The sequence below is a fragment of the Polaromonas sp. genome (genome assembly GCF_010365105.1).
In the GTDB taxonomy this organism is placed as follows: domain Bacteria; phylum Pseudomonadota; class Gammaproteobacteria; order Burkholderiales; family Burkholderiaceae_C; genus Polaromonas.
The window spans coordinates 13,157-40,063 of record NZ_JAAFGZ010000003.1; the positions used below are offsets into that span (position 1 = coordinate 13,157).

Genomic DNA, 26,907 nt, shown 5'->3' on the forward strand with positions numbered 1-26,907 from the left:
CGCCGGCCAGATTCGCCATGGAGCAAGTTCTCTGGTTCGGCTGGTTTCGCGCCGACATCATTTCCCAATATGCCGGCCTGTTCTGGCGCGGTCTGCAAATGACCATTGCCGTCACGCTGATCTGCATCGTGCAGGGGACGGCGCTTGGCTTGGCCGTTGGCCTGGCGCGTGTTGCCGAGGCGCGGCATGCACCGGCCAAACAATTGTGCAAATACCTGCTGCAATGGCCGGCCGCCGTGTATGTCAGCTTTTTCCGGGGCACGCCGCTGTTCGTGCAGATTTTGCTGATTCACTTTGCCTTGCTGCCACTCTTTATCAATCCAACGGACGGCCTGCTCATTTCGGGTGAAGCGGCACGCGACCTGAAGCAAAACTACGGCGCCTTCCTGTCTGGCGTGGTGGCCCTCACGCTCAATTCAGGCGCCTATATTTCAGAGATTTTCCGGGCCGGCATCCAGTCGATTGATCGCGGCCAGGTCGAGGCTTCCCGCTCGCTGGGCATGTCGTTTCCCCGGACGATGTACCACATCATCCTGCCGCAAGCTTTCCGCCGGATGCTGCCGCCGCTGGGCAACAACGCGATTTCGCTGCTCAAGGACTCGTCGCTGATCTCGGCCATTGGGCTGGCCGAACTCGCCTATGCAGCGCGTACCGTGGCGGGTGCCTATTCGCGCTACTGGGAACCGTATCTCACAATTTCGCTCATGTACTGGATACTGACGCTGGGCCTGGCCTACGGCGTGAAACGACTGGAGGCACGCTATGGACGAGGTGATTCGCGTTAAGGGGCTGACCAAGCTCTTTGGCAAGCTGGCGGTATTGCGCGGCATTGACTGTGCCATCCAGGCGACCGAAGTGGTTTGCGTGATTGGCCCGTCAGGCTCGGGCAAGAGCACGTTTCTTCGCTGCCTCAATGGCCTGGAGGATGCCTCGGGCGGCGAGGTACTGGTCCACGGCGTGTCGGTGCATGAACCTAAAACCGATGTGGATGCGCTGCGTTCCGAAATCGGCATGGTGTTTCAGCGCTTCAACCTGTTCCCGCACAAGACCGTGCTGGAGAACATCACCCTGGCGCCGTCCAAGGTGCGCGGCCTCACGCATGCCCAGGCACGGGTTCGCGCCTGCGAGTTACTGGAAAAAGTAGGGCTGATCGACAAAATCAATGCCTATCCCAGCCAGTTGTCCGGCGGGCAGCAGCAGCGGGTGGCCATTGCCCGGGCGCTGGCGATGCAGCCGCGCATCATGCTGTTCGACGAGCCCACATCCGCGCTGGACCCCGAGATGGTCGGCGAGGTACTGGCGGTCATGCAGGCCCTGGCCGAGGAAGGCATGACCATGGTGGTGGTGACCCATGAAATGGGCTTTGCCCGTCAGGTGGCCGACCGGGTGGTCTTCATCGACGAAGGCGTGATCGTTGAAGAGGGAACGCCGGCTGCGATTTTTGACAATCCCCAGCAAGACCGTACGCGCCGCTTCCTGAGCAAGGTGCTGTAAACCCGCTGCCTTGACGAAAATAAATGGGGGAAATAGCCTTTTCCGCATTACCCACGGGCATATGCAGCTATTTTTAAGATAGCAAACCGGCCCTTCGCTGCCTTCAGCGCTTGCGCAGTGGGTCGAGCAGCGGAGAGAGTCCGTTGTGGTCGATTTCCTGCATCAAGGCCAGCAGGCGGCCAATTTCGCCTTTCGGGAAGCCTTCGCGCGCAAACCAGTTCAGGTAGTTGCCCGGAAGGTCGGCAATCGGCGTTCCCTTGTATTTTCCGAAAGGCATGACACGCGTCAGCAGCAGCGGGAGGTCCTCGGGATTCATCTTCAGCCGCCTGCCCTTTTGGCGGCAAAGCCCTGTTTGGCCAGTGCCTGCATCACCTGATCGCAGTGGTCGCCCTGCACTTCGATGACTCCGTCCTTGACCGTTCCGCCCGAACCGCAGGCAGCCTTGAGCTGCTTGCCAAGCTGCAGCAGCGCCGGCTCGTCGAGCGCCATCCCCGTGACCAGCGTGACGGTCTTGCCGCCCCGGCCCTTGGTGCTGCGGGAAACGCGGGCCACGCCGTCCGACCTGGGCAGTGCTTTTGCCAGCCTGCAGACGCAGGCCGACGCCGGCTGGCGGCAGTCGGGGCACATGCGTCCGGCATCGGTTGAATAGACGAGGCCCGTGGCAGACAAGGCTTTTTTCATGGTCAGGGAGTTTCTCAATGTGCGATGCCCGGCTGCAGGCATTTCAGTTGTTGATGATGTTCGAGGTCTGGCAGGCGGCCCGGATGATTCGCTGGTGGGGGTTGGGCTCGACATCGCGAAACTGCATCATGCGGGGCTCCGTTTGCGAATACTCCCGCCGCAAATAAGGTTCGCCCTTCCAGCCTGGCACGCGGTAGTAGTCAATCGACAGGAAGCGTGCCACACCCTGGGGGCACTCAAAAAGAACTTCGGAGACATACGATCGGTAGATGACGCCGTCCCAGTTGGCGCGGTCTTGCGAGCGGCTGACACGCACCCGCATGATGCGCGTATCGCCCGTGATGGAAACCGGGGTCGGGTCAACCTCGATGGTGTTGACGCTTTCGTCGGCTGCGTCGCCCATGATGTTGAACCAATCGGTCCCGGCGTGCGCCAACGTGTGGCACCACAGGCAGCACAACATTATTAAAGTTTTCATTGATCAGATCACCCGTATTTCCAGGTGTTTGAGGTTTAACCAGGGACTGACGGACCCTGCAAAAAAGCAGGAGATCACGGGCTTTAAACCACTTGAAAAAGACCAATTATCAATCCGCAGTGCGTCAGCTCATCCGCAACAGGGTAACCCGCCAGCAGATATCAGAGGCATCAACTGAATGCAGACTGCCTGCAAGCACTGGCAGGGCAAAACCATCCAGTCCCGCACGACAACGACCCAAAGCTTTTTGCTACTTTATTTATAGCTGCTGGCGCATACCAGATGGGCGCCAGGGTCCTTTTTTATAAAAAAATCAGTTGCCCGGCTTGAATCAATCCGCGCCAAGCCCACGACTCCAGAACAGCCCGCATTTCAACGCTGAACAGGACAGGCAGCGCAGGGAAAGACCGGGTCAGTCGGGGTCCCCTTGAACGTTTTGCGGCGCAAGCTCCGCAGGACGCGGCCGCCGTCCCTCGGGCGGCAACAATTCATACGCCCTGGGCATGGCCTGCCCTTCCAGCGGTAGCCGCTGGCGGTCTTGCGCGGCGGGCGGGACCGGGGGATAGCGAGTCATGGGCGGGGGTGGCAGGTTTTCCGGCGTGATGGCACCGGACTCGTCCCGGTAGAGCCGGTAAGGTCGGTAGGGCCGGTACGGCTGGTCGTCCATGATCACCGGGTCTGCCTGATCGGCGCCCTCAGGCGGCAGGTCCCCGTTTTGAATGCCACTTTCCTCTGCCTGCGGGGGCGGCGCCTCTTCTGATCCATCCGGCGTGTTCCATCGCCTGCCAGAACCGGCAAATTTTGGCGCGTCAAAAACCAGCGCTGCGTCCAGCACCCTGGACCGCAAGGCCTGCTGGAAGAATTCGCCGACCATCGGCAGCGCGCTCCGGGCACCCGGCCCCCAGCCATTGCCCATGGTGATGCGGTTGTCGTTAAAGCCGACCCAGGCGCCTGCCACCAGTTGCGGATGCATCAGGATGAACCAGCCGTCGGTGTTGTCCTGCGTGGTGCCGGTCTTTCCCGCCACGTCGGCCTGAATGCCGAACTGGCGGCGGATGCCGGTGCCCGTTCCCTGGTCAATCACGCCGCGCAGGGTATCGAGGAGGGTTTGCGCCACTTCGGCGGGCAAGGCCATTTCCGGCACTTTGGGCGCAAAGGCTTCCAGCACCTTGCCATGGCGGTCTTCAATTTGCGTGACCAGCACCGGCTCGATGAAGTTGCCGTCGTTGGCCATCGTGCCGTAGGCCGTCACCATCTCCTTTAACGTCACCGGGCTGGTTCCCAGCGCCAGCGACATCACTTCCTCCAGCCGGCTGTCACGCACGCCCATGGACCGGGCCAAGGCGGCGACATGGGCCGGCCCGACCTGCTCCATGACCTGGGCGGTGATGGTGTTCTTGGAATACATCAGCCCCTGGCGCAGGCTCATGCTGGCGCCGCTCGGGCCGCCGCCATCGCCGGGTCGCCAGAAAGCGCCATTGCCCAGGGGAATTTCGACGGCCCGGTCAACAAAGGTATCGCCCGGCTTGGCGCCGTCCTCGAACGCGGCGCCATAGACAAAAGGCTTGAAGGTCGAACCCGGCTGGCGGCGCGCCTGCTGCACATGGTCGAACTGGTCCTGCGCAAAATCCCGGCTGCCGACCCAGGCGCGGACCTGCCCGTTGCGCGGGTCCAGCGCCATGAAGCCGGCCTGAAGGCGCGTCTTGCCGTCATGCAGCTTGCGCATGAAAGCGGCGTCGGCCAGCAGTTGTTGCAGCGCCAGCACCGGCGTCTGGCCGGACTCCAGCGCGGCCTTGTAGTCGGGCGTGGCGCGCACGAAAGACTGCACCAGGTTTGTTCTCGCCTTCCAGCCGGCGTTCAACCCCCACGCCGCGCTGGCCTGGCGCTGCAGCCTGTCGGCCTGGCGCGTCACGGCCTTGTTGGCCAGGTCCTGCAGACGCGAATCGATGGTGGTGCGCACCACCAGCCCATCGGCATAAATGTTGTAGCTGTTGCGGTCGGCCCATTCGATCAGCCAGCGCTTGAGCTGCTGGGCCAGGTGGGGCGCCGCACCGAGCGTCTCGGTCTGCCGCTCGAAATCAATCTTGAGGGGCTTTTTTTGCAGGCCGGCCAGGCTGGCTTCGGGCAGCGTGCCGTTCTTCACCATCTGCGCGAGCACGGTGTTGCGGCGCTGCACCGAACGCTCGGGATTTTGCACCGGGTTGTAATAGCTGGTGCCCTTGAGCATGCCCACCAGCGTGGCGCTTTCCAGCACGTCGAGCTGGCCGGCCGATTTGTCGAAGTAGGTGCGCGCCGCCATCTCGATGCCGTGCGCGTTGTAGAGGAACGGAACGGTGTTGAGATAGGTTTCCAGTATCTCGTCCTTGGTATAGACCGACTCGATCTTCAGGGCGGTGACGGCCTCGCGGATTTTGCGACTCACGCTGGCCGCACGGCCAATTTCATCGGGATACAGGTTGCGCGCCAGCTGCTGCGTGATGGTCGAGCCGCCTTGCAGGTCGCCCGTGACAGTCTGAAACAGCGCTGACAGCGTGCGTTTCAGGTCCATGCCGTGGTGCTGGTAAAACCGCCGGTCCTCGGTGGCGATCAGCGCATCGATGACCTTGGGCGAAATCTTGGCCAGCGTGACCCATTCACGGTTCGCCTGCTTGAACACGGCCAGTTCATGGCCGTCGGACGTCATCAGCACCGAGGCTTTTTCGGACTTGGCCTTGCGCAGGTCGGAAATGCTGGGCGTGAACGGAACCTGCACCAGCGCATACAGCAGCAGCACGACGGGCAAGGCCAGCGCGCCCCAGGCCCAGTCCCGCCGGGTAAGACGGCGCCATCGGCCGGGAAGGGAGTCGGCGTATTGCCTAAAACGGGACAGGAGCATTTTCATGGCCGCGATTCTAGGGCGGCGCCCGCCAGCCTGATTTTGCGTGCTGCCCCCGGTCCGAACGCGTCAGCGGCGCTGCGCAGCGTTCATGAGTTGTTCCAGCATCGAGGTTCCGCGGTTGAGCACCTCGTCGCCGTCATCCGGCACGCCGCCCTGCGGTGTCAGCTGGTTCATCATTTCAGGCAGGATTTGCGCCATGCCCGAGGAGACTTCTTCCTGGCTGACGCCCAGTTGCTGCGACAGGCGGGAAAGCTCATCCGCGCCGACCACGTCGCTGACCGCCTGCGGCTGCAGTTCCTCGTTCGCGCCGGTTGAAACCCAGGAGGCGGCCTGCTGGGTGTAACCCTTGTTCTGGAAACGCTCCAGCACGCCGCCAATGCCGCCATTGCGCTGCACCCATTGCATGGCCAGCGGCAGCAGCAACAGCATCAGCGCGCTGCCCTTGTTCGCCATGCCTGAGCCACCCTGGCCCAGGCCGGCCATGCCGCCCAAGTCGGCGGGCCGGTTGCCGCCCTGCCCCGCGCCGCCGCCCATGAGCCCGCCGAGCAAGTCGCCCAGGCCACCGGAGCCGCCCCCGGCCTGTCCCGCACCGCCGCCCATCAGACCGCCCAACAGGTCACCAAGCCCGCCGCCACCCATCGGGCTTTGCTGGCCGGCCCTGGCATTGCCCAGCACGCTGCCCAGGATCTGCCCCAGAAAATCATTCGCCATTTTTTACTCCTGTTGATTTGTCGAAGGTAGAACATTAAACCTGCGTGATGCGACCGGGCGTAGGCAAAGGCCGCATGGCGGGCTTGTTGAAAGCTTGTTACAAGCTTTTTTCGGCGGTTTTCGGCGGTTGCTCGACCGGTAACAAAACACATTGTCACGCGGGTAAACACTGCTTCCACTTAGTCTTTATCTTTATGGTTTGCATTCAGTGCCAACCTCATTTTTTTCAACACTTTTCATGAAAGTCCTTATGAACCGTTTCAGTTCCAGCAAGCAACCCGTGGCCTTGTCCCGTTCAGGTGCCATTGCCCTTGCCACTGTTGTCGGCGCGGCCGCGACGGCTGCCTGGGTTGCTGTCCGCGCGCGCCGTGCCGAGCGTCACAACCCGCCTGCCGGCGAATTCATCGACATCGACGGCGTTGACCTGCACTTTGTGGCGCGCGGCGAAGGCCCGCCGGTCGTGCTGATCCATGGCAATACCGTGACGCATGCGGACTTCATCGCCAGCGGCCTGATGGACCGGCTGGCCCGCAACCACCGCGTGATTGCCTTTGACCGGCCCGGTTTCGGCCACAGCAGCCGGCCACGCGACCGGCTCTGGACCCCAGCGGCGCAGGCCGACCTGCTCATTGCCGCGCTGGAACGCCTGGGCATCGAGCGGCCGGTGGTTGTCGGCCATTCGATGGGCACGATGGTGGCAGTGGCCATGGCGCTGGATCATCCGGAAAGCGTGCGCCGCCTGGTGCTAATTGGCGGCTACTTCTATCCCAGCTTGCGCGTCGATGCGCTGCTGACCGCGCCGGTCGCCCTGCCGGTTCTGGGCGATGTGATGCGCTACACGGTCACGGCGTTGTCAAGCCGGCTCATGCTCAGGAAAATGGCCCAGGCCATGTTTGCGCCCAGGGAGCTGCCAGACAATTTCTTCCCAATCGTCTCGCGCGAGATGATGCTGCGGCCGGTGCAACTGCGCGCCAATGCAGAGGATGCCGCCTTCATGGTGCCTGCAGCCCATGCGATGTCCAAACGCTACGGCGAACTCGTCCTGCCGGTCACGCTGATTGCCGGAGAAGATGACGTGGTGGTTGACCCGCAAGCCCAATCAGTCCGGCTGCACGATGAACTGCCGCAAAGCGAGCTGTTTCTGGTGCCCGGCGTTGGCCATATGGCGCATTATGCTGCGCTGGACCGGGTGGTGAACGCCATCGACACGCCGGTGCAGGCGGTGTCGCTGGACCACTTCACCAGCATGACGGAGGACGACCTGACGCTGGGGGCAGAGCCGGAAATGGGCGGCCGGTAAAAAATGCAAGCAGCTATTTAATGCATAGCTGCCATCGCAAACGGAGCATGCGCAAACGGCCTATTTGATGCAAAAAATTCTGTTTTCGGTATAAAACAGTTGAGCACCCGCGCTCTGGCCTCCTTTCGTTGCCGGATCAATCAAAATCAGACGCGAAGCTGCAGGCAGTGCTGTAACGTGTAATCCCCGAGGCCAAGCAAGGACCTGGCGGATTGACCTGGAAATGGAATCAGTCTTTCACCAACTGCTCGCGCCGCCGGAGCACCCAGGCAAAGTACACGCCTTCCAGCGCCATCACCGCGCCGCCCAGCGCAATCACCGCGCCGGTGCCGATGCGGTCGATCAGGCTGGCGGCCAGCACCACGCCAATCGACTGGCCCAGGAACAGGGACGAGGAAAACAGCGACACCGCCGTGCCGCGCGCATGCGGCGCCATTTGCGTGGCGTTGGTCTGCATGGTGTTGTGGAACATGAAAAAACCAAAGCCCGCCAGCAGGCTGGCCGGAAGCGCCGGCCCCCAGTGCGGCGTATAAGCCAGCACCAGCGCCGAAACGCCCACGATGCCGCCGCCGAACAGCACCAGCCCCTGCTGGCCAAAACGACGAATCAGGTGCCGTCCGACCGCCATGTAGAGCATGCCGCCCAGGCCGAACAGCGCCACGATGGCGCCAGCCAGCGACAGCGACAGGCCGAGTGAGCGGTGCAGGTGCGATGCCCAGATCGCCAGCACGCCAAAGCCTGCAGCGCCCTCGACCAGCGCCATCAGCAAGATGATGCGCGACCAGCGGCCGGTCAGGATCAGCATCGCCTGCGTGACGAAGCCATGGCGCACCGCCGCCGCACCCGCAGGCGCCTCGGCCTTCGCGACCGGCGTGCGTTGCCGGCGCAGGTCCAGCCAGAGCAGCAAACCCACCGCGCCGAACAGCACCGTCATGAACACGAAGGCCCAGCGCCAGCCCAGCGCATCGGTCAGCAGGCCGCCGACCAGCTGGCCGCCGACGATGCCCAGGGTGCTGCCCAGCCCGGTGCGCGTCAGCATTTCCTGGAGCTGGTCGGACGGCACCGCGTCGCCGACCCAGGCCATGGACAGCGGAATCAGGGCGGCAGCGCCCAGCGCCATCAGCAGGCGCGCAAACACCAGCATGTCCAGCGTGCCGGCGAACACCGCCAGCGCGCTGCCAATGCTGCACCCGAGCGTGGCAAAGGTGATGACGCGGAACTTGCCGACACGGTCGCCCAGCGGGCCGTAGAAAAGCTGTGCGGCGCCGTAGGCGATGGCAAACACCGACACCACCTGCGCCGCCTGCGCCAGCCCGACCGCGAACACGCGCGACAACTCGGGCAGCATGGCGTCGCAGATGCGCTGCGCCGACATGCTGGCGAAGCAGGCCAGCGACAGCAGCACGATGGAACGGCGCGTGGCCGGGCTGATGGCCGTAGCCATCGTTGAAGCGCTTGTTGACATGGGCGGGACTTGCGGTGGAGGCTATTGGAGTTGCTTCAAAATCCTGCCGAACAGGCCGTTGACGATGTCCGCCAACGGATCGTTGCGCCGCTGCTGGGGTGGCGCTGGCAGTGGTGCTGGCGGTGGAGCTCTCCTTCGGGGTATGTCGAACTCGGCGTTCTGGTCAAGCCAGCGGTTGCGAAACGCGCCCTGGAACACCTCGCCGACCATGGGCAAGGCGCTGCGCGCGCCCTGCCCCCAGTTGCCCATCGTTGCGCTGTTGTCGTTGAAACCGACCCGGGCGCCGGCCACGAGTTGCGGATTCATCATGATGAACCAGCCGTCGGTGTTGTCCTGCGTGGTGCCGGTCTTGCCGGCCACGTCGGCCTGGATGCCGTAGCGCTGGCGAATCGCGCTGCCGGTTCCCTGGTCGATCACGCCGCGCATCACGTCCACCAGCGTCAATGAATCGGCGCGCGGCATGGCCGGCGTCCCTTCCCTGACCGGCGTGAAGGTTTCCAGCAGCTTGCCCTGGTGGTCTTCGACACTGGCCACCAGGACCGGCAGCATGTAGTGGCCGCCGTTGGCGATGCTGCCGTAGGCGGCGACCATTTCCAGCAGTGTGACCGGACTGGTGCCCAGCGCGAGCGAAGGCACCAGGTCGAGCTTGCTCTGGCGCACGCCCAGCGCCTGCGCCAGCTGGCCGACGCTGGCCGGGCCGATTTTCTGCACCAGCTGGGCGGTGATGGTGTTCTTGGAATACACCAGACCGTCGCGCAGCGTGGTCGGCTGGCCGGTCGGCGGCGTGGCATCGCTGGGCGTCCACACGTCGCCGCCGCCCGAGTCGATGGCGACCGGCTTGTCGATGAAGGCAAACGAAGGGCTCAGTCCCTGCATGAAGGCCGCGCCGTACACGAAAGGCTTGAAGGTCGATCCGGGCTGGCGGCGCGCCTGGCTGACGTGGTCGAACTGCTCCTGCGCAAAATCCCGGCTGCCGACCCAGGCCCGCACCGCGCCGCTGCGCGGGTCCAGCGCCAGGAAGCCGGCCTGCAGCAGGGCGCGCTCGGCACCGGCCTTGCGCTGGCCGTCCGCCAGTTTTTGCAACTGCGCCAGCTGCCGCGCCACCGCCTGGTTGGCCAGTTTCTGGATGTTGGCGTCAATCGTGGTACGCACCCGCAGGCCGTCGGCATGGATGTCATAGCCCTTGCTGTCGGCCCAGGCAATCAGCCATTTGCGCACGTGCTGGGCGACGTGGGGGGCGATGCCCAGGGGTTCGACCTGGCGCTCGAAGTCGAGCCGCAGCGGCCGCTTTTGCAGCGCGTCGAGCCGGGCCGGGTCGAGCTTGCCATGCTTGGCCATCTGGTCCAGCACCAAGTTGCGGCGCTTGCGCGCACGGTCGGGGTTGAGCACCGGGTTGTAGTAGCTGGTGCCCTTGAGCATACCGATCAGCGTGGCGCTTTCCAGCACGTCGAGCTTGTCGGCCGACTTGTCGAAATAGGTGCGCGCCGCCATCTCGATGCCAAAGGCGTTGTAAAGAAAAGGCACGGTGTTGAGGTAGGTTTCCAGGATTTCGTCCTTGGAATACACCGCCTCGATCTTCAGCGCGGTGATCGCCTCCTTGACCTTGCGGGTGATCGTGGCGGCGCGGCCGATTTCCTCGGGATACAGGTTGCGCGCCAGTTGCTGCGTGATGGTCGAGCCGCCCTGCAGTTCGCCCGACAGGGTGCTCACCAGTGCACCGGCGGTGCGCTGGAAGTCGATGCCGTGGTGCTGATAGAAGCGGTGATCTTCGGTGCTGATCAAGGCATTGACGACATGCGGCGAGATCTTGTCCAGCGTGACCCAGCGCCGGTTGCTGCGCCGGTATTCGGCCAGCACCGTGCCGTTGGATGCCAGCAGCACCGACGGCGTTTCGGACTTGGCCTTGCGCAGGTCGCCGATGCCCGGCGTGAAGGGAATCAGCACCAGCACATACAGCAGCAGCAGCGCCGGAAGCGCCAGGGCGGCCCGGACGGGGTATTGCCTGATCAGGCTGGCAAGGCGGAGGAATTGCACGCGGGCAAAGGAGGTGGCGCGCTGGAGGATGGGAGGCATGGGGCAGAGTTTAAAGCGGTACGCTCCGGCAGGCGTCAGGACGCAAATGATGCGGCCGGCTTCGCCCATCCCTAGTGACTGGCGGAATATTTTCCGAATCTTCAGGCAAAAAAGGCTTATTGCGCAGGTTGCGTATGCGCTGGAAGCTATCTATTCGATAGCAAATTCAATGGGCATGGCACCCCGCCGGCGCCGCCCGTCGCCAGCGGTTGAATCCCGTCTGCGGCCTTGGCCTACAGGTAAGGCCCACTCAAGGCGCTACGGTTGATGCATCACACACCCTTCAGGAGACCAGCGATGACAACCCAACCCGGCGTACAGCCCGACCGCATCGACATGAATGACCCGGCCGCCTGCGCGCAATGGGCCAAAAAGCTCGACGTCACCGAGGCGCAACTGCGTGAAGCAGTCACGGCGGTGGGCGATGTGGCGGCCGACGTGGAAATGCACCTCAAGGGCAGCCACAGCACCACGAATGCGGACCGCATGAAAGAGCTTGGCGGCAGTTGAGGCGGATTTAAAGGCTTGGCGCCGCTGCCGGGCCACAGCCCGATTGCGGCAACGCTTCAGGCTGACGCTTTGGTAACGCAGCGAGCCCACGGGGCCAGGTAATGTTCAGGGCCTGGAGCAAGGCCTACGTGGCGGTCAATCGCTAAATGCAAGTCGTTTGCCGGTCAAAACAACGCGCTCTGGTGAACGCCCACGTTCATCACAAAGCCCGCGCGAGCCGGGCCATGCCTTCCTCAATTTTGGCCACGTCTGCCGTTGCAAAACTGAGCCGGAAAGTCGCCCTGTCCGGATTTTCTGCATAAAACGGCGCACCCGGCACAAAGGCCACGCCCTGCTCGATCGCTTTCTTGGCGAATTCGCCAGCGTCGCGGGTCTTGCCGCCCTCGCCCGTCAGGCGTGCCCAGAAGAACAAGCCGCCCTGCGGCTGCTCGAACGCCACAGCATGGCCCAGTTCACGCTTGAGCGCAGCGCTCATGGCGGCGGCGCGCTCGCCGTAAACCTTGCGCACATTGGCCAGCGTGGCCGGCATGCGGCCGGCCTTCAGGTATTGCGCGGCGGTGGCTTGGGCAAAGGTGCTGGTGTGGGCGTCGCTGAACTGCTTGCACATGACGGCATTGGCCAGCAGCGCTGGCGGTGCAATCATCCAGCCGATGCGCAGGCCCGGCGACAGCACCTTGCTGAGCGAGCCGCAATGGGCCAGCAGTTCACGGCTGCCGGGCACGCTGTCGCTCAGGGCCAGCAAGGACGGCGGCGGCGCTTCGCCAAAATACAGGTCGCCATAGGGGTCGTCTTCCACGATCAGCGTCTGGTACTTGACGGCCATTTCCAGCACCTGCTGGCGGCGCGCCAGGCTGAGCAGCGCGCCGCTCGGGTTGCCGAAGGTCGGAATCAGGTAGACGAACTTGGGTTGATGCTCGGCAATCAGCTTTTCGAGTTCATCGGTTTTCACGCCATGCGCGTCGGTCGGTGCGCTGATGACATGCGCGCCATACAGGCGAAAGCACTGGATGGTCGCCAGAAAGGTCGGCCCTTCGACGATCACCTTGTCGCCGGGCGAAATCATGGTCTTGCCGAGCAGGTCCAGCGCCTGCTGGCTGCCGGTGGTCACGATCAGTTCCTGCGGCGCAACCGTGGCACCCTTGCTGGCCATGAAGCTGCTCAGTTGCTCGCGCAGCGGCTGGTAGCCCTCGGTGGCGCCGTACTGCAGTGCGCCGCCGGGCTCTTCGTTCAACGCCTTGCTGCTGGCGTCCTTGATGCCTTCAACGTCAAACATCGCCGGGTCCGGAAAACCGCCCGCAAAGCTGATGATGCCGGGCTTGCCCAGCAGCTTGAAGAGTTCGCGGATGGCGGAGGTTTCGACGTTGTTCAGACGGTCGGCGAATTGCAATGGCATGGTTCGGTCTTTGGGTGAGATGTCTATGAAGACTTTAGGAAAAGGCTGAAATTACCCGGCTTAAAGAGCGCTGGCATGAATGGTACTGCCCTCAAAGCCGTTTTCAACTGACTTCCACGCGTCAAGGCTTTACAGAAATCCCGCCTGCAAACAAAAAACCACCTTCAAGGTGTAATTTGACTTAACTACTTTAAAGGCGTAAATTGATTTAACTACTCTGAAGGAGTATTTTGAACTATCCCATTGACACTCCCCAACAGCTGCGCACCATTCTCCGATCACTGCGGCAGGCCAGCGGCTTGACGCAAGTGCAGCTGGGGCAAAAGCTGGGCGTGACGCAAAAACGCATTGCGCGCATTGAAGCCGTACCGCAAGTCACGGCATTCGACCAGATTGCCCGCATGGTGACAGCCCTGGGTTACCGGGTGGTGATTGAAAAACCGGCGCCCAAGGCTGCTGAACCCGGGACAGACACATGGTGACGTTTCGGCGTCCGCGCAGCAAGCCGCTCGACAACCTGCTGGGCGTGTGGACCAATGGCGAGCGCGTTGGCACCTGGTCCATCCATGACGGCGAACACCGTTTTAAATATGCGGAAAGCTGGCCTGCCGCCCCTGCGTCGCGCCCGCTTTCGCTGTCACTGCCCTTTACCCCCGACAACAGTCCGCATCGCGGCGAGGTAGTCCGAAACTTTTTTGACAATCTGCTGCCTGACAGCGACACCCTACGCAGACGCATACAAGGAAAATTTTCAACCGGCAGTACGCAAACATTTGACCTGCTGGCAGCTGTTGGGCGAGATTGCGTGGGGGCCGTGCAGTTGTTGCCGCATACCATGGCGCCGGAGGGTTTTGACAGCATTGACGCCACGCCCCTGGATGAAGCCGGTGTCGAGCATGCCATTCACAGCGCCATCACGGCAGGCACGCTGGGGCAACTGGAAGAAGACGACTTCCGGATTTCCATTGCCGGCGCGCAGGAAAAAACGGCCTTGCTCTGGCACGAGGGGCAATGGATGCGCCCCTTGGGTGCAACGCCGACGACGCATATCTTCAAGCTGCCGCTGGGTCTGGTCGGCAATATGCAGGCGGACATGAGCAGTTCGTTGGAAAACGAGTGGCTGTGCGCGCAAATATTGAACGTATTGGGCTTTCCGGTCGCCGAGTGCGACATCGCCACTTTCGGGGCGCGCAAGGTGTTGGTCGTCAAACGCTTTGACCGGGCACTGCAAGCACCCTTGGGCCGGCCACCCTGGCTGGCCCGGCTGCCACAGGAAGACTTTTGCCAGGCGCTTGGGCTGCCGGGTGAAAAAAAATATGAGTCCGACGGCGGCCCTGGCATTCGCGCCATTCTTCGCCAGCTGGACACCAGCAGCCGGGCCGATGCCGACAGGCTGGTATTCATCAAGGCCCAGCTCGCCTTCTGGCTCATGGCCGCCACCGACGGCCATGCCAAAAACTTTTCAATCTTCCTGGAGCGCGGCGGTGGTTTTCACATGACGCCGCTCTACGACGTGCTGTCGATCTGGCCCGTCATCGGCCATGGCGCCAACCAGATCAGTCCGCGCCGCGCCAGGCTGTCAATGGCCCTGCGCGGCAAGAACGCCCATGACCACCTGCACGAGATCAGCACCCGCCACTGGCAAGCGCTGGCGCGGCAAAGCGGTGTGCCCGATGCGTTTGAACACATGGTGGCGCTGGTGCAGCAAGTCCCTGAGGCGCTGGAGCGTGTGGCCTTGCTGCTGCCGGCCAGTTTTCCGCAGCGGGTGTATGAACCCATCCGTGCCGGCATGCTGGCGCAGGCTGACCGGTTTGCGGCAGAAGTGGCGTGAGCGCCTGCAGCCGCCAGTTTCGAAGCCTTTCAAGGCTTTTGCGCAGACCTGGCGTGCGCAAGCAGCTATGTTTTACATAGCAACTCCATGCTCCAGAGAGTCAATCTACTGACCGTCCTACACTTTGCCCCATGAAAACCAGAGACATCGAACCGTTCTTTGCCACGCTCAAAGCCGCCAACCCGATGCCGGTGACCGAGCTGGAATACACCAGCGTGTTCGAGTTGCTGACCGCCGTGCTGCTGTCGGCGCAGGCCACCGACGTGAGCGTGAACAAGGCCACGCGCCGGCTGTTTCCCATCGCCAACACGCCGCAAAAAATCCTCAACCTCGGCGTGGACCGGCTGGAGGACTACATCAAGACCATCGGGCTGTACCACTCCAAGACGAAAAACCTGCTGGCGACCTGCGAAATCCTGCTCGAGCAGCACGGCGGCCAGGTGCCGCGTACCCGGGAAGCGCTTGAAAAACTGCCGGGCGTGGGCCGCAAGACCGCCAACGTGGTGCTGAACTCGGCCTTTGGCGAGGCGGTCATGGCGGTGGACACGCACATCTTTCGCGTTGGCAACCGCACCGGGCTGGCGCCGGGAAAGAACCCGCTGGAAGTCGAACTCAAGCTCCTCAAGCGCATACCGCCCGAGTACCTGGTCGATGCGCATCATTGGCTGATTTTGCTGGGCCGCTATGTCTGCATGGCCCGCAAGCCGCTGTGCTGGCAATGCGCAGTGGCGCCCTTTTGCGACTTCAAACCCAAGACCGAGCCGCCATCGCTTTTGCCGCAAGCGAAGTCGTGAGGCGCCCCTGACGGCAGCCTGGGTGCTTGCATCGGCGATTGGACGCCAGACCGTGGCTGGCAGCGACGCATCACCCAGCAGCACCAGTCAACGGGCAACGCAAAAAAACCCCTGGCCGTTTGGCGAGGGGGTGAGGACAGCTCGAGTTCTCGAAATCAATATCTTGGAGGATGGCGTCATGACCTGCATCGTTGAAGGCTGCGTTCAGACGCTGTCTTGGAACCTGCTTCAAGGTTGCGAGCAATACGCTGCGTGAAACAGAGGCGCGCTTGCACTCCGCTGGCAGCCAGTGGCGCTCTGGGAGCGCCACTGGCGTTGCCGTGTTTGTTATTTGGCTGATGTTTCCGCAGCTTTGCCTTCTGCGCCTGCCGCGCCGGCGGCACCCGTAGCGCCTGTGCTGCCTGTGCTGCCTGTGGAGCCCGTTGCGCCGGTTGCGCCTGCAGGGCCAGGCTGGGTGACAACTGTTTTTTCGCAGGCAGCCAAGCCAAGTGTCATCACGAGTGCGGCAGTGAGCAATGCGTATTTCATAAAAGTCCTTTAAGTGAATTGGTCTGCACCGGAGGTGCGAAGGTTGCTACGGACGCTAGATTAACCACTCAATACCAACTGGACTGTAGGACGGGCGCACCCCATGCCGTCCTTTTAAGGCAGCAGTAATGATGTCTTCGTTCATGCGTTGGGCAAGCACCGCAGGCAGCTTGCCGGGGCCAACCAGGCCGTACCAGGTGGTCGCCTCAAAACCCGGAAAACCCGATTCGGCCATGGTCGGCACGTTCGGATGGCCCTTGGTGCGCTTCTGGCGTGTCTGCGCCACGGGCAAACGCCTTGCTGCTTTTCAAATGCGGCGTGGCAGCGGTCATGGTGTCAAAGCTGTAGTTGATCCGGCCACCAATCAGGTCGGTCAGCATCGGGCCGGAGCCTTTGTACGGGACATGAATCGCATCGATCTTGGCTGCCAGCTTGAACATCTCCAGCGCCAGGTGCTGTGCCGAGCAGTTGCCGGCCGAGCCAAAGCTGATCTTGCCGGGGTTCTTGCGGCACAGTTCCACCACGTCCTTGACAGTGCGCGCCGTCTGCTGTCCGTTGCAGATCAGCAGGTTCGGCGTGACGCCGACCAGCACGACAGGGGTGAAGTCATTTTTAACGCTGCAGGTCATCTTCGGCGTTAGCGCCGGGGCGATGCAGATGGCTGAACTCAGCCTGCTGCCCTCCGTGGGCCAGCAGCCGGACGCCATCGTGGTGGCAGACGGCACCAGTTGCCGGCACCAGATCAGGGACGGCGCGCAGCGCGAAGCGGTGCATGTCGCGGTGCTGCTGGCGCGTCAACTGCAGGCTTGATGCCGGCTTGAGGCAGCGCACCCGCCGGGCCAGGTGAACTGAAACGGTCAGATGGCGCCGGCATGGAAGCCGAAAAAACAGGCGGATCAATCAGCGGCCAGACGTTACGATGCAGAAAAACCAACCCTCGCCCGCCATGACCGACATCCTCACCGTCACCATGAATCCCGCCCTGGACGTGTCCACCTCGACGGAAAAAGTCATGGACACGCACAAGCTGCGCTGCACGGCCACCATCCTGCATCCCGGCGGCGGCGGCATCAACGTCGCGCGCGTGGTGCACCGGCTGGGTGGCGATAGCCTGGCGTTGTACCCGGCGGGGGGCGCGAACGGACAGCGGCTGCAGCAGCTTATCGACCAGGAACAGGTGCCCACCCATTGCATCGCGATTGCCGGCGAGACGCGCGAAAGCTTTTCGGTGCATGAACAATCCAGCGGACGCGACTTTCGCTTTGTGCTGCCCGGACCTGAACTGGCGCCTGGCGAATGGCAGGCCTGCCTGCGCCACGTCGCCAGCCTGCAGGCGCCGCCGACTTACCTGGTGGCCAGCGGCAGCCTGCCACCCGGCGTACCGGCCGATTTTCATGCCCGGCTGGCCCGGCTGGTAAAGGAACGCGGCAGCCGGCTGGTGCTCGACAGCTCGGGGCCGCCACTGGCTGCGGCGCTGGCCGAAGGCGTGTACCTGGTCAAGCCCAGCCTTCGCGAACTGCGCGAACTGACCGGCCATCCCCTGGATACCGAGCAGGACTGGCATGCGGCGGCGCTGCAGATCATCCGCGCCGGCCAGGCGCAGGTGGTGGCGCTGTCGCTGGGCGAAGACGGCGCCTTGCTGGTGACGGCCGACAGGGCGCTGCGCGCACGCAGCCTGCCGGTCAGGGTCGCCAGCTCGATTGGCGCGGGCGACAGCTTTGTCGGCGGCCTGCTCTGGGCGCTGAACCGGCGCGAAGAACTGGAGCAAGCCTTTCGCTATGGCATGGCCGCCGGCGCGGCCGCCCTGCTCGCCCCGGGCACGGCGCTGTGCCAGGCGGCGGATGTGGAACGGCTGCACCGGGAAGTGGCCGTCTGCCCGTTCTGATGTGAACACGGACAGGACCGCCTGTCCGGCGCCGTCAGCAGTTTTCAGGCCCTTTGATCTAGCGCAAGCCACCAGCGCGATGCGGCGGCTACTGTAGTGGCAACAAGAGATGACCAGCAACAAAAAGGCAGCCAGGGGTGCGAACCGACACGCGACCTGACAGCCTGACGTCACTGGCAAACCCCGTATTCCCTGCCAAGCCGGAGACATCGCCATGACGACACCCTTCATCCGCTGGTTTTCAGACATCGGCATCGCCGATGTCCCGCAGGTCGGCGGCAAAAATGCCTCGCTGGGCGAAATGGTCCGTGAACTCGGCGCGCAGGGCGTGCGCGTGCCCAACGGCTTTGCGGTCACCGCCGGCGCTTACCGCCATCTGCTCGACCAGTCAAACGCCTGGGGCGGCCTGCACGAGGCGCTCGACGGCCTGGACGTGAAGGACGTGGACGACCTGGCAAGGCGCGCCCGCCGTGCACGGGAAATCATCCACGCCGCGGCGCTGCCGGCTGGCATGGTCGCGCAAATCAATGAAGCCTATGCCCGCCTGCGCGCCGAATACGGCGAACAGGTGACGCTGGCGGTGCGCAGCTCGGCCACCGCCGAAGACCTGCCGAATGCCAGCTTTGCCGGGCAGCACGAGACCTTCCTGAACATCTCGGGCGAAGCCCGGCTGCTCGAAGCCATCAAACAGTGTTTTGCCAGCCTGTTCATGGACCGCGCCATCGCCTACCGGGTGGACCACGACATCGACCACTTCAAGGTCTACCAGTCGGTCGGCGTGATGAAGATGGTGCGCTCCGACCTGGCCGCCAGCGGCGTCACCTTTTCACTCGACACCGAAACCGGCTTTCGCGACGTGGTGTTCATCACCGGTGCCTATGGCCTGGGCGAAAACGTCGTGCAGGGCACGGTCGATCCGGACGAGTTCTATGTCTTCAAGCCGACGCTGGCCCAGGGCCACCGGGTCGTGCTGCGGCGCAAGCTGGGCGCCAAGCAGATCCGCATGGTCTATGCCCAGGCGGCAGGCCGCGAAACCACACGCAACATGCCGACGCCGCCGGAAAACCAGGCGCGCTTTTGCATCAGCGACGACGAGGTGCTGGAACTGGCCGACGCCGCCATCCGCATCGAGGCGCACTACAGCCGCAAGGCCGGGCAGCCCACGCCGATGGATGTCGAATGGGCCAAGGACGGCGTGGACGGCAAGCTCTACATCGTCCAGGCGCGGCCCGAAACCGTGGCGTCGCGAAAACCGCTCGGCCAGCTCGACGAATACCGCCTGGGCGACAAGGGCCAACCCGTCGTCAGTGGCCGCGCGGTGGGCGGAAAGGTCGTCAGCGGCCGGGCGCGCGTCATCAGCGAGGTGTCCGAGCTCAACCAGTTCCAGCCCGGCGAGGTGCTGGTGGCCGACACCACCATGCCGGACTGGGGCACGGTGATGAAGATCGCTGCCGCCGTGGTGACCAACCGGGGTGGGCGCACCTGCCACGCGGCCATCGTCGCGCGCGAGATGGGCATTCCTGCCGTGGTCGGCTGCGGCCATGCGACCACCGCCATCCGCACCGGCGACGAGATCACCGTGTCCTGCGCCGAAGGCAGCACCGGCCAGGTCTATGCCGGCCGGATTCCCTTCACCGTCACCCACACCGACGTGACCAGTCTGGAGCGGCCGCGAACGCATTTGATGGTCAACCTGGCGAATCCCGATATGGCCTTTCAGACCGCCCTGCTGCCCAACGACGGCGTGGGCCTGGCGCGCATGGAATTCATCATTGCCGAGCACATCCATGCGCATCCGATGGCACTGGTGCATCCCGAGAAAGTCGAAGACGCGTCGGTGCGCGCTGAAATCGCCCGGCTCACCCACCTGTATGCCACGCCGGCCGATTATTTCGTGCGGCAGCTGGCCGAAGGCGTCGGCACGATTGCTGCGGCTTTCTACCCCAAGCCGGTGATCGTGCGCATGTCGGACTTCAAGACCAACGAATACGCGAGCCTGCTGGGCGGGCGCGACTTCGAGCCGGTCGAGGCCAATCCGATGATCGGCTTTCGCGGCGCCTCGCGCTATGCGCACCCGGCCTATGCCGAGGGTTTTGCGCTGGAATGCGCGGCGATGAAACGCGTGCGCAACGACATGGGCCTGACCAACGTGAAGCTGATGATCCCCTTCTGCCGCCGGGTTGACGAAGGCGAGCGCGTGCTCCAGGCCATGGCCGGGCACGGCCTGGGGCGCGGCGTGAACGGGCTGGAAATCTACGTCATGTGCGAGATTCCCAACAACGTGATCCAGATCGATGCGTTTGCGCAACTGTTCGACGGCTTTTCGATTGGCTCGAACGACCTGACGCAGCTGGTGCTCGGCGTGGACCGGGATTCGGAGATCGTCGCCTTTGATTTTGACGAGCGCGACCCGGGGGTCAAGATGGTGCTGCGCCAGACCATCGAGGGTGCGCGGCGCAACCACCGGCATGTCGGCATCTGCGGACAGGCGCCGTCGGATTACCCCGAAATGGCGGCCTACCTGGTCGAACTGGGCATCGACTCGATGAGCGTCACGCCCGACACGCTGCTGAAAACCACGCGCGACGTGCTGGCCGTCGAAGCGCGGCTGGGACGCGCGCCGCGCGACACTGCAGCCGCCGCGTCAAACCCTGCGGTTTTACAAGGGAGACTGTCATGAACAATCAAAGCATTGCGTCCCTGATGCGTCACGAGGTGTACCCGGTCGGCGCCGACGACACCATCGCATTGGTCGAAAAACAGATGGTGACGCGTGGCCTGAGCTGGGCGCCGGTGGTGGACGAAGGCGGCGCGACGCTGGGCGTCGTCAGCAGCCTGGACCTGCTGCGCTTTCATGCCGACGGCAAGGACGCCACCAGGTTCTACGCCTGGCAGATCTGCACCTACAAGCCGATTTCGGTGTCGCCGGATGCCAGCGTGGCCGAAGTGGCCCGGCTGATGGTGGAAGCCGGCATCCACCACGTCGTGGTCCAGGAAGGCAGCGCCCTCAAGGGCGTCGTGTCGTCCATGGACTTTGTCCGGACCTTCATGGACTAGCGGGTTAAATCGCTACTTTTTTAGTAGCTGACTGCGGCCGCTGGGCCTGCGCAAGAAGGCAATTTGCTGCATATTTTTGGACTTTGGGTGGGTTCTTCTGTGGATTGAGGGTGAGCGCCTTCCTGGCGGGGGCGTGGGGAAATTGCTGGCGCTTGCGGTTTGATTGCTGCGTTTTCTGTTCTTGTTCTTGTTCTTGTTCTTGTTCTTTGGCTTTGGTGGCTTCTTCTGTGGGTTAAGGGGTGAGCGCCTTCCCGGCGGGGGGTAACTTTCTTTTCTGGCAAAAAAGAAAGTCACCAAAGAAAGGAGCGGGTTAGAGCTGAACGCTCTGTCGGGCCATCGCTGCGCTGGGCTCTGGGTTCTCTGAGCGGTGGCCAAGAATCCATGACGTGGCTTGCTGGTTCTACCGCTCGTTCGCCAACAGCTTCACGCTCTGCTTGTTCGGCTCTTTTGTGCATCAAGCCCTGCTTGGGTTTCTTGCCCTGTTTTTTTCTTGGTTTGGAGTGGCAGTTTCGTAGGTCGGATTAGCCGCAAGCGTAATCCGACAAGGTAGAGACGCAATCGCCGATGTCGGGTTACGCTGCGCTAACCCGACCTACCAGGATGAAGCTGAGTCGTTATGCCTGTGATGAAGAATTTTTGATGTGACAGCGCTTATGCGTGCAGTGGAATCAAACCAGAACAGGCAGAGCGTGAAGCTGTTGGCGAACGAGCGGTAGAACCAGCCAGCCACTGGCATGGCCATCCGCCCTCACCTCCAGGTGCCCAGGGCCCAGCGAAGCGATGGCCCGACAGAGCGTTCAGCTCTAACCCGCTCCCAAGGCAACTTTCTTTGGTGACTTTCTTTTTTGCCAGAAAAGAAAGTTACCCCCCGCTCACCCCTTAACCCACAGAAGAAGCCACCAAAGCCCAGAAGAAGAAGAAAGCGCAAAAAGCCTTCTCGCCAGCCAGCCCCTCACTTGCCCGACTGCGCGAACGACGCCAGGTCGAACTCGCGCGACAGCGCAAAGCTCGGTGCATTCTGGCCCGAACTGTTGGGCGTGGTGCAGCCATGACCCACCCACTGGGTGGGCGACTCGGTCCACCACATGCGGTAATACAGCCGGCCATTGGTGGCGTTGTCGCGCAGCCGGCTCCAGACATCGGCCGGCAAATCGAATGCCGACGGGTACAGTGCCGACGAGCGGAAGGGCGCGACCTTCCAGGAGCCGTAGAAGTTGTTGTCGTTGCGCTGCGCGCTGTACTGGTCGGTGAAGTACCAGCTGTTGGTGGACACCTCGACCGCGTAGTAGCGCCCAGCCCCGGGGTTGACCTGGAAGCGCGGCGCCGCCCCGTTGGCCGGGAAGGTGGTGGGCGCAGTGATGGCCGGCGTGCCGGTGTCCTCGCCGCCACTGCCGGGCTGGCTCTGCGCCGTCAGGGCCACGCCGGGCGCGGACTGCGCATTGGTGTCGGCGGTCGTGACCTGGTAGTTCACCCAGGCGGTCGGGCTGGCCGTGCACCAGAGCCTGTAGTAAAGCCGCGCCGCGCCCTGCCGCAGCCGGTTCCAGGCGTCCAGCGGCAGGGTGAACGAGTTGCCCTGGCGGAACGGCGCGACCTTCCAGGAGGCATAAAAATTGTTGTCGTTGCGCTGCCCGCCGTTGGCCGTGCTGTTGAACAGGCTGGCATCGGTGGCGACTTCCACGGCAAAGTAATGGCCCGAAGGCACCGACACCGAGAAGCTGACGGGCGTGGCGCCATTGGTGAATGACGCAGGCGCCGAAATCGACATGCCGCTGCCACTTCCGGTACCGCCCGTGCTGGCGGCGCCGATGCTGAACGGCTTTTCAGCATCGAACGCCGGATTGGACACGCCGGTGCGGAACAGGTTGGGCGTCTGGTCCGACGGCATGCGTGCAACGATGGCCGAATGGAACTGCGCATAGCTGCCGCTGAAAGCGCCGTCGTTCCAGACTTCCTTCAATCGCTGGGTGAACAGGCCATTGGCATCGCCGTCGGACGACAGCTGGTTGTCCTGGCAGCCCGAGATCAGCGTCACGCTGGCATTGACCGCCGCGCGGTGCGTCCACTGGCTGACCTCGTAGTTGGTCTTGTTGGCCAGGTAGTTGGCATGGACGGCGGCCGGATCGGCAGCGCGGATGCGCGGCGGCGCATTGGCCGGCCGGCCATATTGGGCGGCAAATTCCGGGCTCTTGAACTTTTTCTGAAAGCTCATGACGCGCGCCACCGTTCCGCTGTGGCAGCTGTCGGACAGCAGGAAAATGCGCACGCCGGCGGCAAAGCCGGACCACAGCCCGTTGAGTTCATCGTCCAGCAGCTGGCGGTCCCAGAGCACCCAGGTTTCATCCTTCCCGTCCGGCTCGTCGCCGGTCACGTCGTTGATCTGCGAGCCGTGCCCGGAGTAGGTCACCAGGCAGATGTCGCCTGCCGCCAGCTGGCGCGCCGCCTGGCCGATGACGCGCGTCACCTCGGAAGCCGATGCCTGCGCGTCGGTCAGCAAGGTCGCGCTGTAGCCGACCTGCGTCGCGATCTGGTACATGTCGCGGGCATCGTTGATGCAACCCGCCAGCTCTCCGTTCCATCCGTTGTAGGCGGCTGGGTTGACAAAATTCAGACCGATATTGACAGCAATTCCTTTTGACATTTGAGCGCTCCTTGGGTTGTCTTCGGTTAGGTGGAAATCATCTCCGAGGTGATCGTGACGATGTTGCTGCCGGTCTGCATGTCCCAGGCGCGCCATGCCAGCATTTCCGCAGGCTGGGTGGCAAACACCTTGGTGAGCCGGAATTCAACGATGCGGGCCGCCAGGTAGGTGGTCAGCGGCAGCAGAAAATTGACCGCGCCGCGCCGGCTGTCCATGCCGACCCGGTAAACGCCGGGAACGCCCTGCAGCCGGGCGTCGATGTCCAGGCGCGTGAGCCCGTGGTTTTCATGGTTGACGACATCGATGAACACCACGTTGCACTCGATTTCCTCGATCATCGCGCGGACCTCTTCAAGCGTCGGGTTGCCGTCGGCCAGTGTCACGAAATCGGCCTGCGCGGCGCTGTAGCCGGAAGGCGCGGCGATGTCGATCGACGCACCCGGCGCCAGCGACGCCTCGACCGGCACGCGCGCAGGCTCGCCCGGTCCGTTGAACAGGTAGACATCCTTCACCGCCACCGAGCTTTCGACCCGGTTGGTCAACTGCAGCGTGTCGCCCCGGGGCTGCAGGCTGATCGGGCCTGACAGCCAGGGCCCGGTGATGCGCCCCAGGTGCACCGACAGCGCCGACGTGACCACGCTGCCGTCTTCGAGCACAAAACGCGCGGTTCCGCCCAGGCCGGTGTTCTGGATCAGCGTCTTGAGCAGCAGCGCGCTGGTCAGATCGGTTGAAAGCGCGGTGTGCAGGCCTTCGGGCGTGGCGGATGTGACGGCTTCGATCGGCGGCGTCGCGGTCAGGTTCCAGCTGAATTCGGTGCGCTGGGCCAGCATGTTCGGCAGTTCGAGCACCGGGCTGGCGGCTTCCAGCAGCAGCCGGCGGCGCAGGTCCTCGACCTCGTAGGGAGTAATCGACGGGCCGAGCATGGCTTCGAAGCGGATGCGGTTGTTTTCCGGCTGGTCGGCGTCCAGCGCCGCATAGACGATCAGCGCCGGGCGGTATTCGCGCTCCGGCGTTCCGGGCGCGTAGCGGGTGACTTCAAAGCGCAGCGGCACCAGCAAAAACCGGCCGGGCTGCCGGAGGTTGCGAAACACGCGGTAATTCGGCCGGTTCAGCGCCACCACTTCCTGGTAGGTCAGCGAGGAGGCCTGGCCCAGCCGAAAGGCTTCGGCGCAGCCAATCGACACCGTGGCGGCCGCCTGCTTTTCGCGGTAAAAAGCGCCCAGTTCGGCGCAGGAAAAAAAGGCCTCCATCGACTGCTGCCGGATGCTGGTGCGCTGGGCATACCGGATCTTGTCCGGCAGGGCAATGGCAGCGGTCGAGCTGCTAAGGCGTCCGGCCAGCGTCAGGTTGAGCTTCCCCGCCTGGAGCGAGCCAGGCCGCACGACAAACTCGCGTCCGCCTGACACCACCCGGATACTGTCGGCATCGTCGCGCTGCCTGGCCAGCAGCACGGCGCTGGAAATCTTGCCGCCCAGCACCAGTGGCGGCCGGTTCAGGACCGGTGCGTAGCCGGAAAACTGGAAAGCCACCTCCAGCCGCGCCGGCTCGCTTTGAAAGCCGGCAGTGGACAGCGAGCCATAGGCGGTGCGCGCGGCGTCATTCATCAGTTCCACGGTAGCCACCAGCCGGTTGCCCGAACGCACGATGGAAGCCCGGCAGTCGGACCGCCGGAGCTGGCCGGAAACATCGTCAATATAGGGAACGCTGAGCGTGACCGAAGGCTCTACCGGCTCGATCATGCGCGCCGTCAGGCCGGGGTTGGCGGCCAATGCGGCACGCGTGGCGGCAGACGGCAACATCTCCAGCGTGAAGCGCAGGCGGGCGCGAATGGCCGGCCGGCCCGAGGCGCTGGTGCCGATGCGTTCCAGGTCGAAAAGGAAAGGACTGCCGTCGGGCGCTTCGTTGGCCGCAGGCCGGACCAGCGTGATGTCGGGCAAATACCAGCGCAGGCCGGGGTTGTTCTTGTCGCTAAGCAGCGGCGCGTTCAGGTCGCCCAGGATGGGCAGCGACTCCGCCACGAAGGCCATCGTCAGGAATACCGCCTCGGGCAGCATGTAGTGCGTCAGTTTGGCCACAGCAGGGGTCGAAACCGTTGTCACCGGCTGCTGGATGCGGATCGCCTCGGTCGAGATCAGGTGCGCCGTCGCCACGGGCCGGACCGACGGCTGCAAGGTGGCGGCCACGGTCTGAATCCTGTTGCCGGCGAGCATCGCGCCCATGCCGACAGCCCCCCGGGCCGCGCGCGAACTGCTGCGGCTCAAGGTGTCCAGCAAGGGGCCGCCCTGCAGGTTGCCCGACGGCCCGACCACGCTAAGGCAGGCTGCGCGGTCAGCTGCCGTCAGGGCATGGCCCAGCACCGCCTGAAGCGGGCACGCCACCTCGATGTGGCGCAGCGCGTCCTGGCCGGCGGCTGGCTTCAAGCGTGCGGCGCCGGGCGCCGGGCGGCGGCCCAGCAGGGCACCGTCCTGGCTGGGAACCAGCAGGCTGTCGCAGGCGCGGCGAAAGTCGGCAAAAGCCTCGGGCGGAAGATGGAATTGGCCGAACACCTGTTGAAAGGCGTTTTCACCCAGCGCGCCATCGACTGCAACCGCCTTGAGCCGGTCCCACAGTTCGGCAGGGCACAGGTCCGGCGCCACGCCGGACGCCGCTGCATCAGCGCGGTAGTCGATGCGCGCCGCCAGCACCAGCGGACCCGGCACATCGTCGAGCGCATCGAGCACCGACAGCGTTTGTTCACGCGTCAGCGGCGTGTGCAGCGCCCCGCGCAGCAGCGGCGCATTCAGGCTGGCCACGGCGAAAGCCAGCTGTCCCGGCGCATGCAGCCACACCTGGGCCTGGCGCGCAAAGACCGGGCGGGCCGGGCCGGGCTGTCCGGGCGCTGAAGGCAGCCGGTAGTCCAGTTCCATGCCCAGGTAGGCCGACATCAGCAGCGGACGAATCGAGTCTTCGCCAGCAATCGGGGCGCGCGACAGCAGCAGCACCAGCGAAAACTTTGGCGAGGTTTTTCCGGCCACCAGACGCGGCACCTCCAGGATGCCGTGGCGCAAGGCGTCGCCGTCGCCACCGCCTGGCACCTGAACGGGCTCCGCAGCCGGTTCCAGCGCGGCCGCCAGCGCCGGCTTTTGCTGCGGCAGGCGCGCCGCCGCAGGACCGAGTGTTGATGACATTGCCATAGACCACCCCGCAAGGTA

General features: G+C 63.8%; 21 protein-coding genes and 1 pseudogene. 11 read left to right on the forward strand and 11 right to left on the reverse strand.

The genetic code is table 11. The annotated features are described in order from the left end of the window. The first annotated feature begins 17 nt into the window (after nt 1-17). Both GZ092_RS02550 and GZ092_RS02555 read left to right on the forward strand, forming a co-directional pair. Entirely contained in the window at nt 18-785 is a 768-nt protein-coding gene (locus tag GZ092_RS02550) for an amino acid ABC transporter permease (protein WP_293634153.1), read from the forward strand. After that, a complete protein-coding gene (locus tag GZ092_RS02555) occupies nt 763-1,494 on the forward strand; it encodes an amino acid ABC transporter ATP-binding protein (protein ID WP_293634154.1) in 732 nt (243 codons plus the stop codon). Before GZ092_RS02550 ends, GZ092_RS02555 begins: the two co-directional genes overlap by 23 nt. A gap of 103 nt (nt 1,495-1,597) precedes the next feature. Here GZ092_RS02555 and GZ092_RS02560 read toward each other — a convergent pair whose 3' ends face one another. The 5 genes from GZ092_RS02560 to GZ092_RS02580 form a co-directional block, all read right to left on the reverse strand. Further along, the gene (locus GZ092_RS02560; RefSeq protein WP_293634155.1) at nt 1,598-1,810 is read right to left on the reverse strand and encodes a DUF3820 family protein; all 213 of its coding nucleotides are present in this window, start codon (nt 1,808-1,810) and stop codon (nt 1,598-1,600) included. A gap of 2 nt (nt 1,811-1,812) precedes the next feature. Further along, nucleotides 1,813-2,175, reverse strand: a complete 363-nt coding sequence (locus tag GZ092_RS02565; RefSeq protein WP_293634156.1) for a translation initiation factor Sui1 — start codon at nt 2,173-2,175, stop codon at nt 1,813-1,815. Between the two features lie 43 nt (nt 2,176-2,218). Next, nucleotides 2,219-2,578, reverse strand: coding sequence for a surface-adhesin E family protein (locus GZ092_RS02570; RefSeq protein WP_293634157.1), 360 nt, complete (start codon nt 2,576-2,578; stop codon nt 2,219-2,221). 487 nt (nt 2,579-3,065) lie between these two features. Beyond that, a complete protein-coding gene (locus GZ092_RS02575; protein ID WP_293634158.1) occupies nt 3,066-5,534 on the reverse strand; it encodes a transglycosylase domain-containing protein in 2,469 nt (822 codons plus the stop codon). A 63-nt stretch (nt 5,535-5,597) separates the two neighbouring features. Beyond that, nucleotides 5,598-6,242, reverse strand: coding sequence for a YidB family protein (locus GZ092_RS02580; protein ID WP_293634159.1), 645 nt, complete (start codon nt 6,240-6,242; stop codon nt 5,598-5,600). Between the two features lie 238 nt (nt 6,243-6,480). On the opposite strand from GZ092_RS02580, the gene GZ092_RS02585 reads away from it, so the two are divergent. Beyond that, nucleotides 6,481-7,542, forward strand: a complete 1,062-nt coding sequence (locus GZ092_RS02585) for an alpha/beta hydrolase (RefSeq protein ID WP_293634160.1) — start codon at nt 6,481-6,483, stop codon at nt 7,540-7,542. A 229-nt stretch (nt 7,543-7,771) separates the two neighbouring features. On the opposite strand, the gene GZ092_RS02590 is transcribed toward GZ092_RS02585, so the two are convergent. After that, on the reverse strand, nt 7,772-9,007 hold the full coding sequence (locus GZ092_RS02590; protein WP_293634161.1) for an MFS transporter: 1,236 nt from the start codon (nt 9,005-9,007) through the stop codon (nt 7,772-7,774). Between the two features lie 21 nt (nt 9,008-9,028). Further along, nucleotides 9,029-11,080: a transglycosylase domain-containing protein gene (locus tag GZ092_RS02595; protein ID WP_293634162.1), complete on the reverse strand. Its 2,052-nt coding sequence runs from the start codon at nt 11,078-11,080 to the stop codon at nt 9,029-9,031. Between the two features lie 297 nt (nt 11,081-11,377). Between GZ092_RS02595 and GZ092_RS02600 the strand changes: the two genes are divergently transcribed. Next, a complete protein-coding gene (locus GZ092_RS02600; RefSeq protein WP_293634163.1) occupies nt 11,378-11,590 on the forward strand; it encodes a DUF3606 domain-containing protein in 213 nt (70 codons plus the stop codon). A 199-nt stretch (nt 11,591-11,789) separates the two neighbouring features. On the opposite strand, the gene GZ092_RS02605 is transcribed toward GZ092_RS02600, so the two are convergent. Next, nucleotides 11,790-12,977: a PLP-dependent aminotransferase family protein gene (locus GZ092_RS02605; protein WP_293634338.1), complete on the reverse strand. Its 1,188-nt coding sequence runs from the start codon at nt 12,975-12,977 to the stop codon at nt 11,790-11,792. Nucleotides 12,978-13,213: 236 nt separating this feature from the next. Between GZ092_RS02605 and GZ092_RS02610 the strand changes: the two genes are divergently transcribed. From GZ092_RS02610 to nth, 3 genes are all read left to right on the forward strand, one after another. Then, nucleotides 13,214-13,465, forward strand: a complete 252-nt coding sequence (locus GZ092_RS02610; protein WP_293634164.1) for a helix-turn-helix domain-containing protein — start codon at nt 13,214-13,216, stop codon at nt 13,463-13,465. Further along, nucleotides 13,462-14,814, forward strand: a complete 1,353-nt coding sequence (locus GZ092_RS02615; RefSeq protein ID WP_293634165.1) for a type II toxin-antitoxin system HipA family toxin — start codon at nt 13,462-13,464, stop codon at nt 14,812-14,814. The genes GZ092_RS02610 and GZ092_RS02615 overlap by 4 nt, the downstream gene beginning before the upstream one ends. Before the next feature lie 131 nt (nt 14,815-14,945). Continuing rightward, nucleotides 14,946-15,608: an endonuclease III gene (gene nth, locus GZ092_RS02620; RefSeq protein WP_293634166.1), complete on the forward strand. Its 663-nt coding sequence runs from the start codon at nt 14,946-14,948 to the stop codon at nt 15,606-15,608. Between the two features lie 658 nt (nt 15,609-16,266). Here the strand turns inward: nth and GZ092_RS02625 are convergent. After that, nucleotides 16,267-16,789 (reverse strand): annotated as a pseudogene (locus GZ092_RS02625) (tripartite tricarboxylate transporter substrate-binding protein); the annotation flags it as partial. 4 nt (nt 16,790-16,793) lie between these two features. Between GZ092_RS02625 and GZ092_RS02630 the strand changes: the two are divergent. The 4 genes from GZ092_RS02630 to GZ092_RS02645 all read left to right on the forward strand — a co-directional run bounded on the left by GZ092_RS02630 (nt 16,794) and on the right by GZ092_RS02645 (nt 21,078). Then, nucleotides 16,794-16,946 carry a hypothetical protein gene (locus GZ092_RS02630; protein ID WP_293634356.1) on the forward strand — a complete coding sequence of 51 codons (153 nt, stop codon included), beginning with the start codon at nt 16,794-16,796 and terminating at the stop codon, nt 16,944-16,946. 136 nt (nt 16,947-17,082) lie between these two features. Further along, nucleotides 17,083-18,021 carry a 1-phosphofructokinase family hexose kinase gene (locus GZ092_RS02635; protein ID WP_293634167.1) on the forward strand — a complete coding sequence of 313 codons (939 nt, stop codon included), beginning with the start codon at nt 17,083-17,085 and terminating at the stop codon, nt 18,019-18,021. A 214-nt stretch (nt 18,022-18,235) separates the two neighbouring features. Beyond that, nucleotides 18,236-20,701 carry a phosphoenolpyruvate synthase gene (gene ppsA, locus GZ092_RS02640; protein ID WP_293634168.1) on the forward strand — a complete coding sequence of 822 codons (2,466 nt, stop codon included), beginning with the start codon at nt 18,236-18,238 and terminating at the stop codon, nt 20,699-20,701. Then, on the forward strand, nt 20,698-21,078 hold the full coding sequence (locus GZ092_RS02645) for a CBS domain-containing protein (protein ID WP_293634169.1): 381 nt from the start codon (nt 20,698-20,700) through the stop codon (nt 21,076-21,078). Before ppsA ends, GZ092_RS02645 begins: the two co-directional genes overlap by 4 nt. 952 nt (nt 21,079-22,030) lie before the next feature. Here GZ092_RS02645 and GZ092_RS02650 read toward each other — a convergent pair. Both GZ092_RS02650 and GZ092_RS02655 read right to left on the reverse strand, forming a co-directional pair. Next, on the reverse strand, nt 22,031-23,716 hold the full coding sequence (locus GZ092_RS02650) for a caspase family protein (RefSeq protein WP_293634170.1): 1,686 nt from the start codon (nt 23,714-23,716) through the stop codon (nt 22,031-22,033). 26 nt (nt 23,717-23,742) lie between these two features. Beyond that, entirely contained in the window at nt 23,743-26,883 is a 3,141-nt protein-coding gene (locus tag GZ092_RS02655; RefSeq protein WP_293634171.1) for a hypothetical protein, read from the reverse strand. Nucleotides 26,884-26,907: the final 24 nt, after the last annotated feature.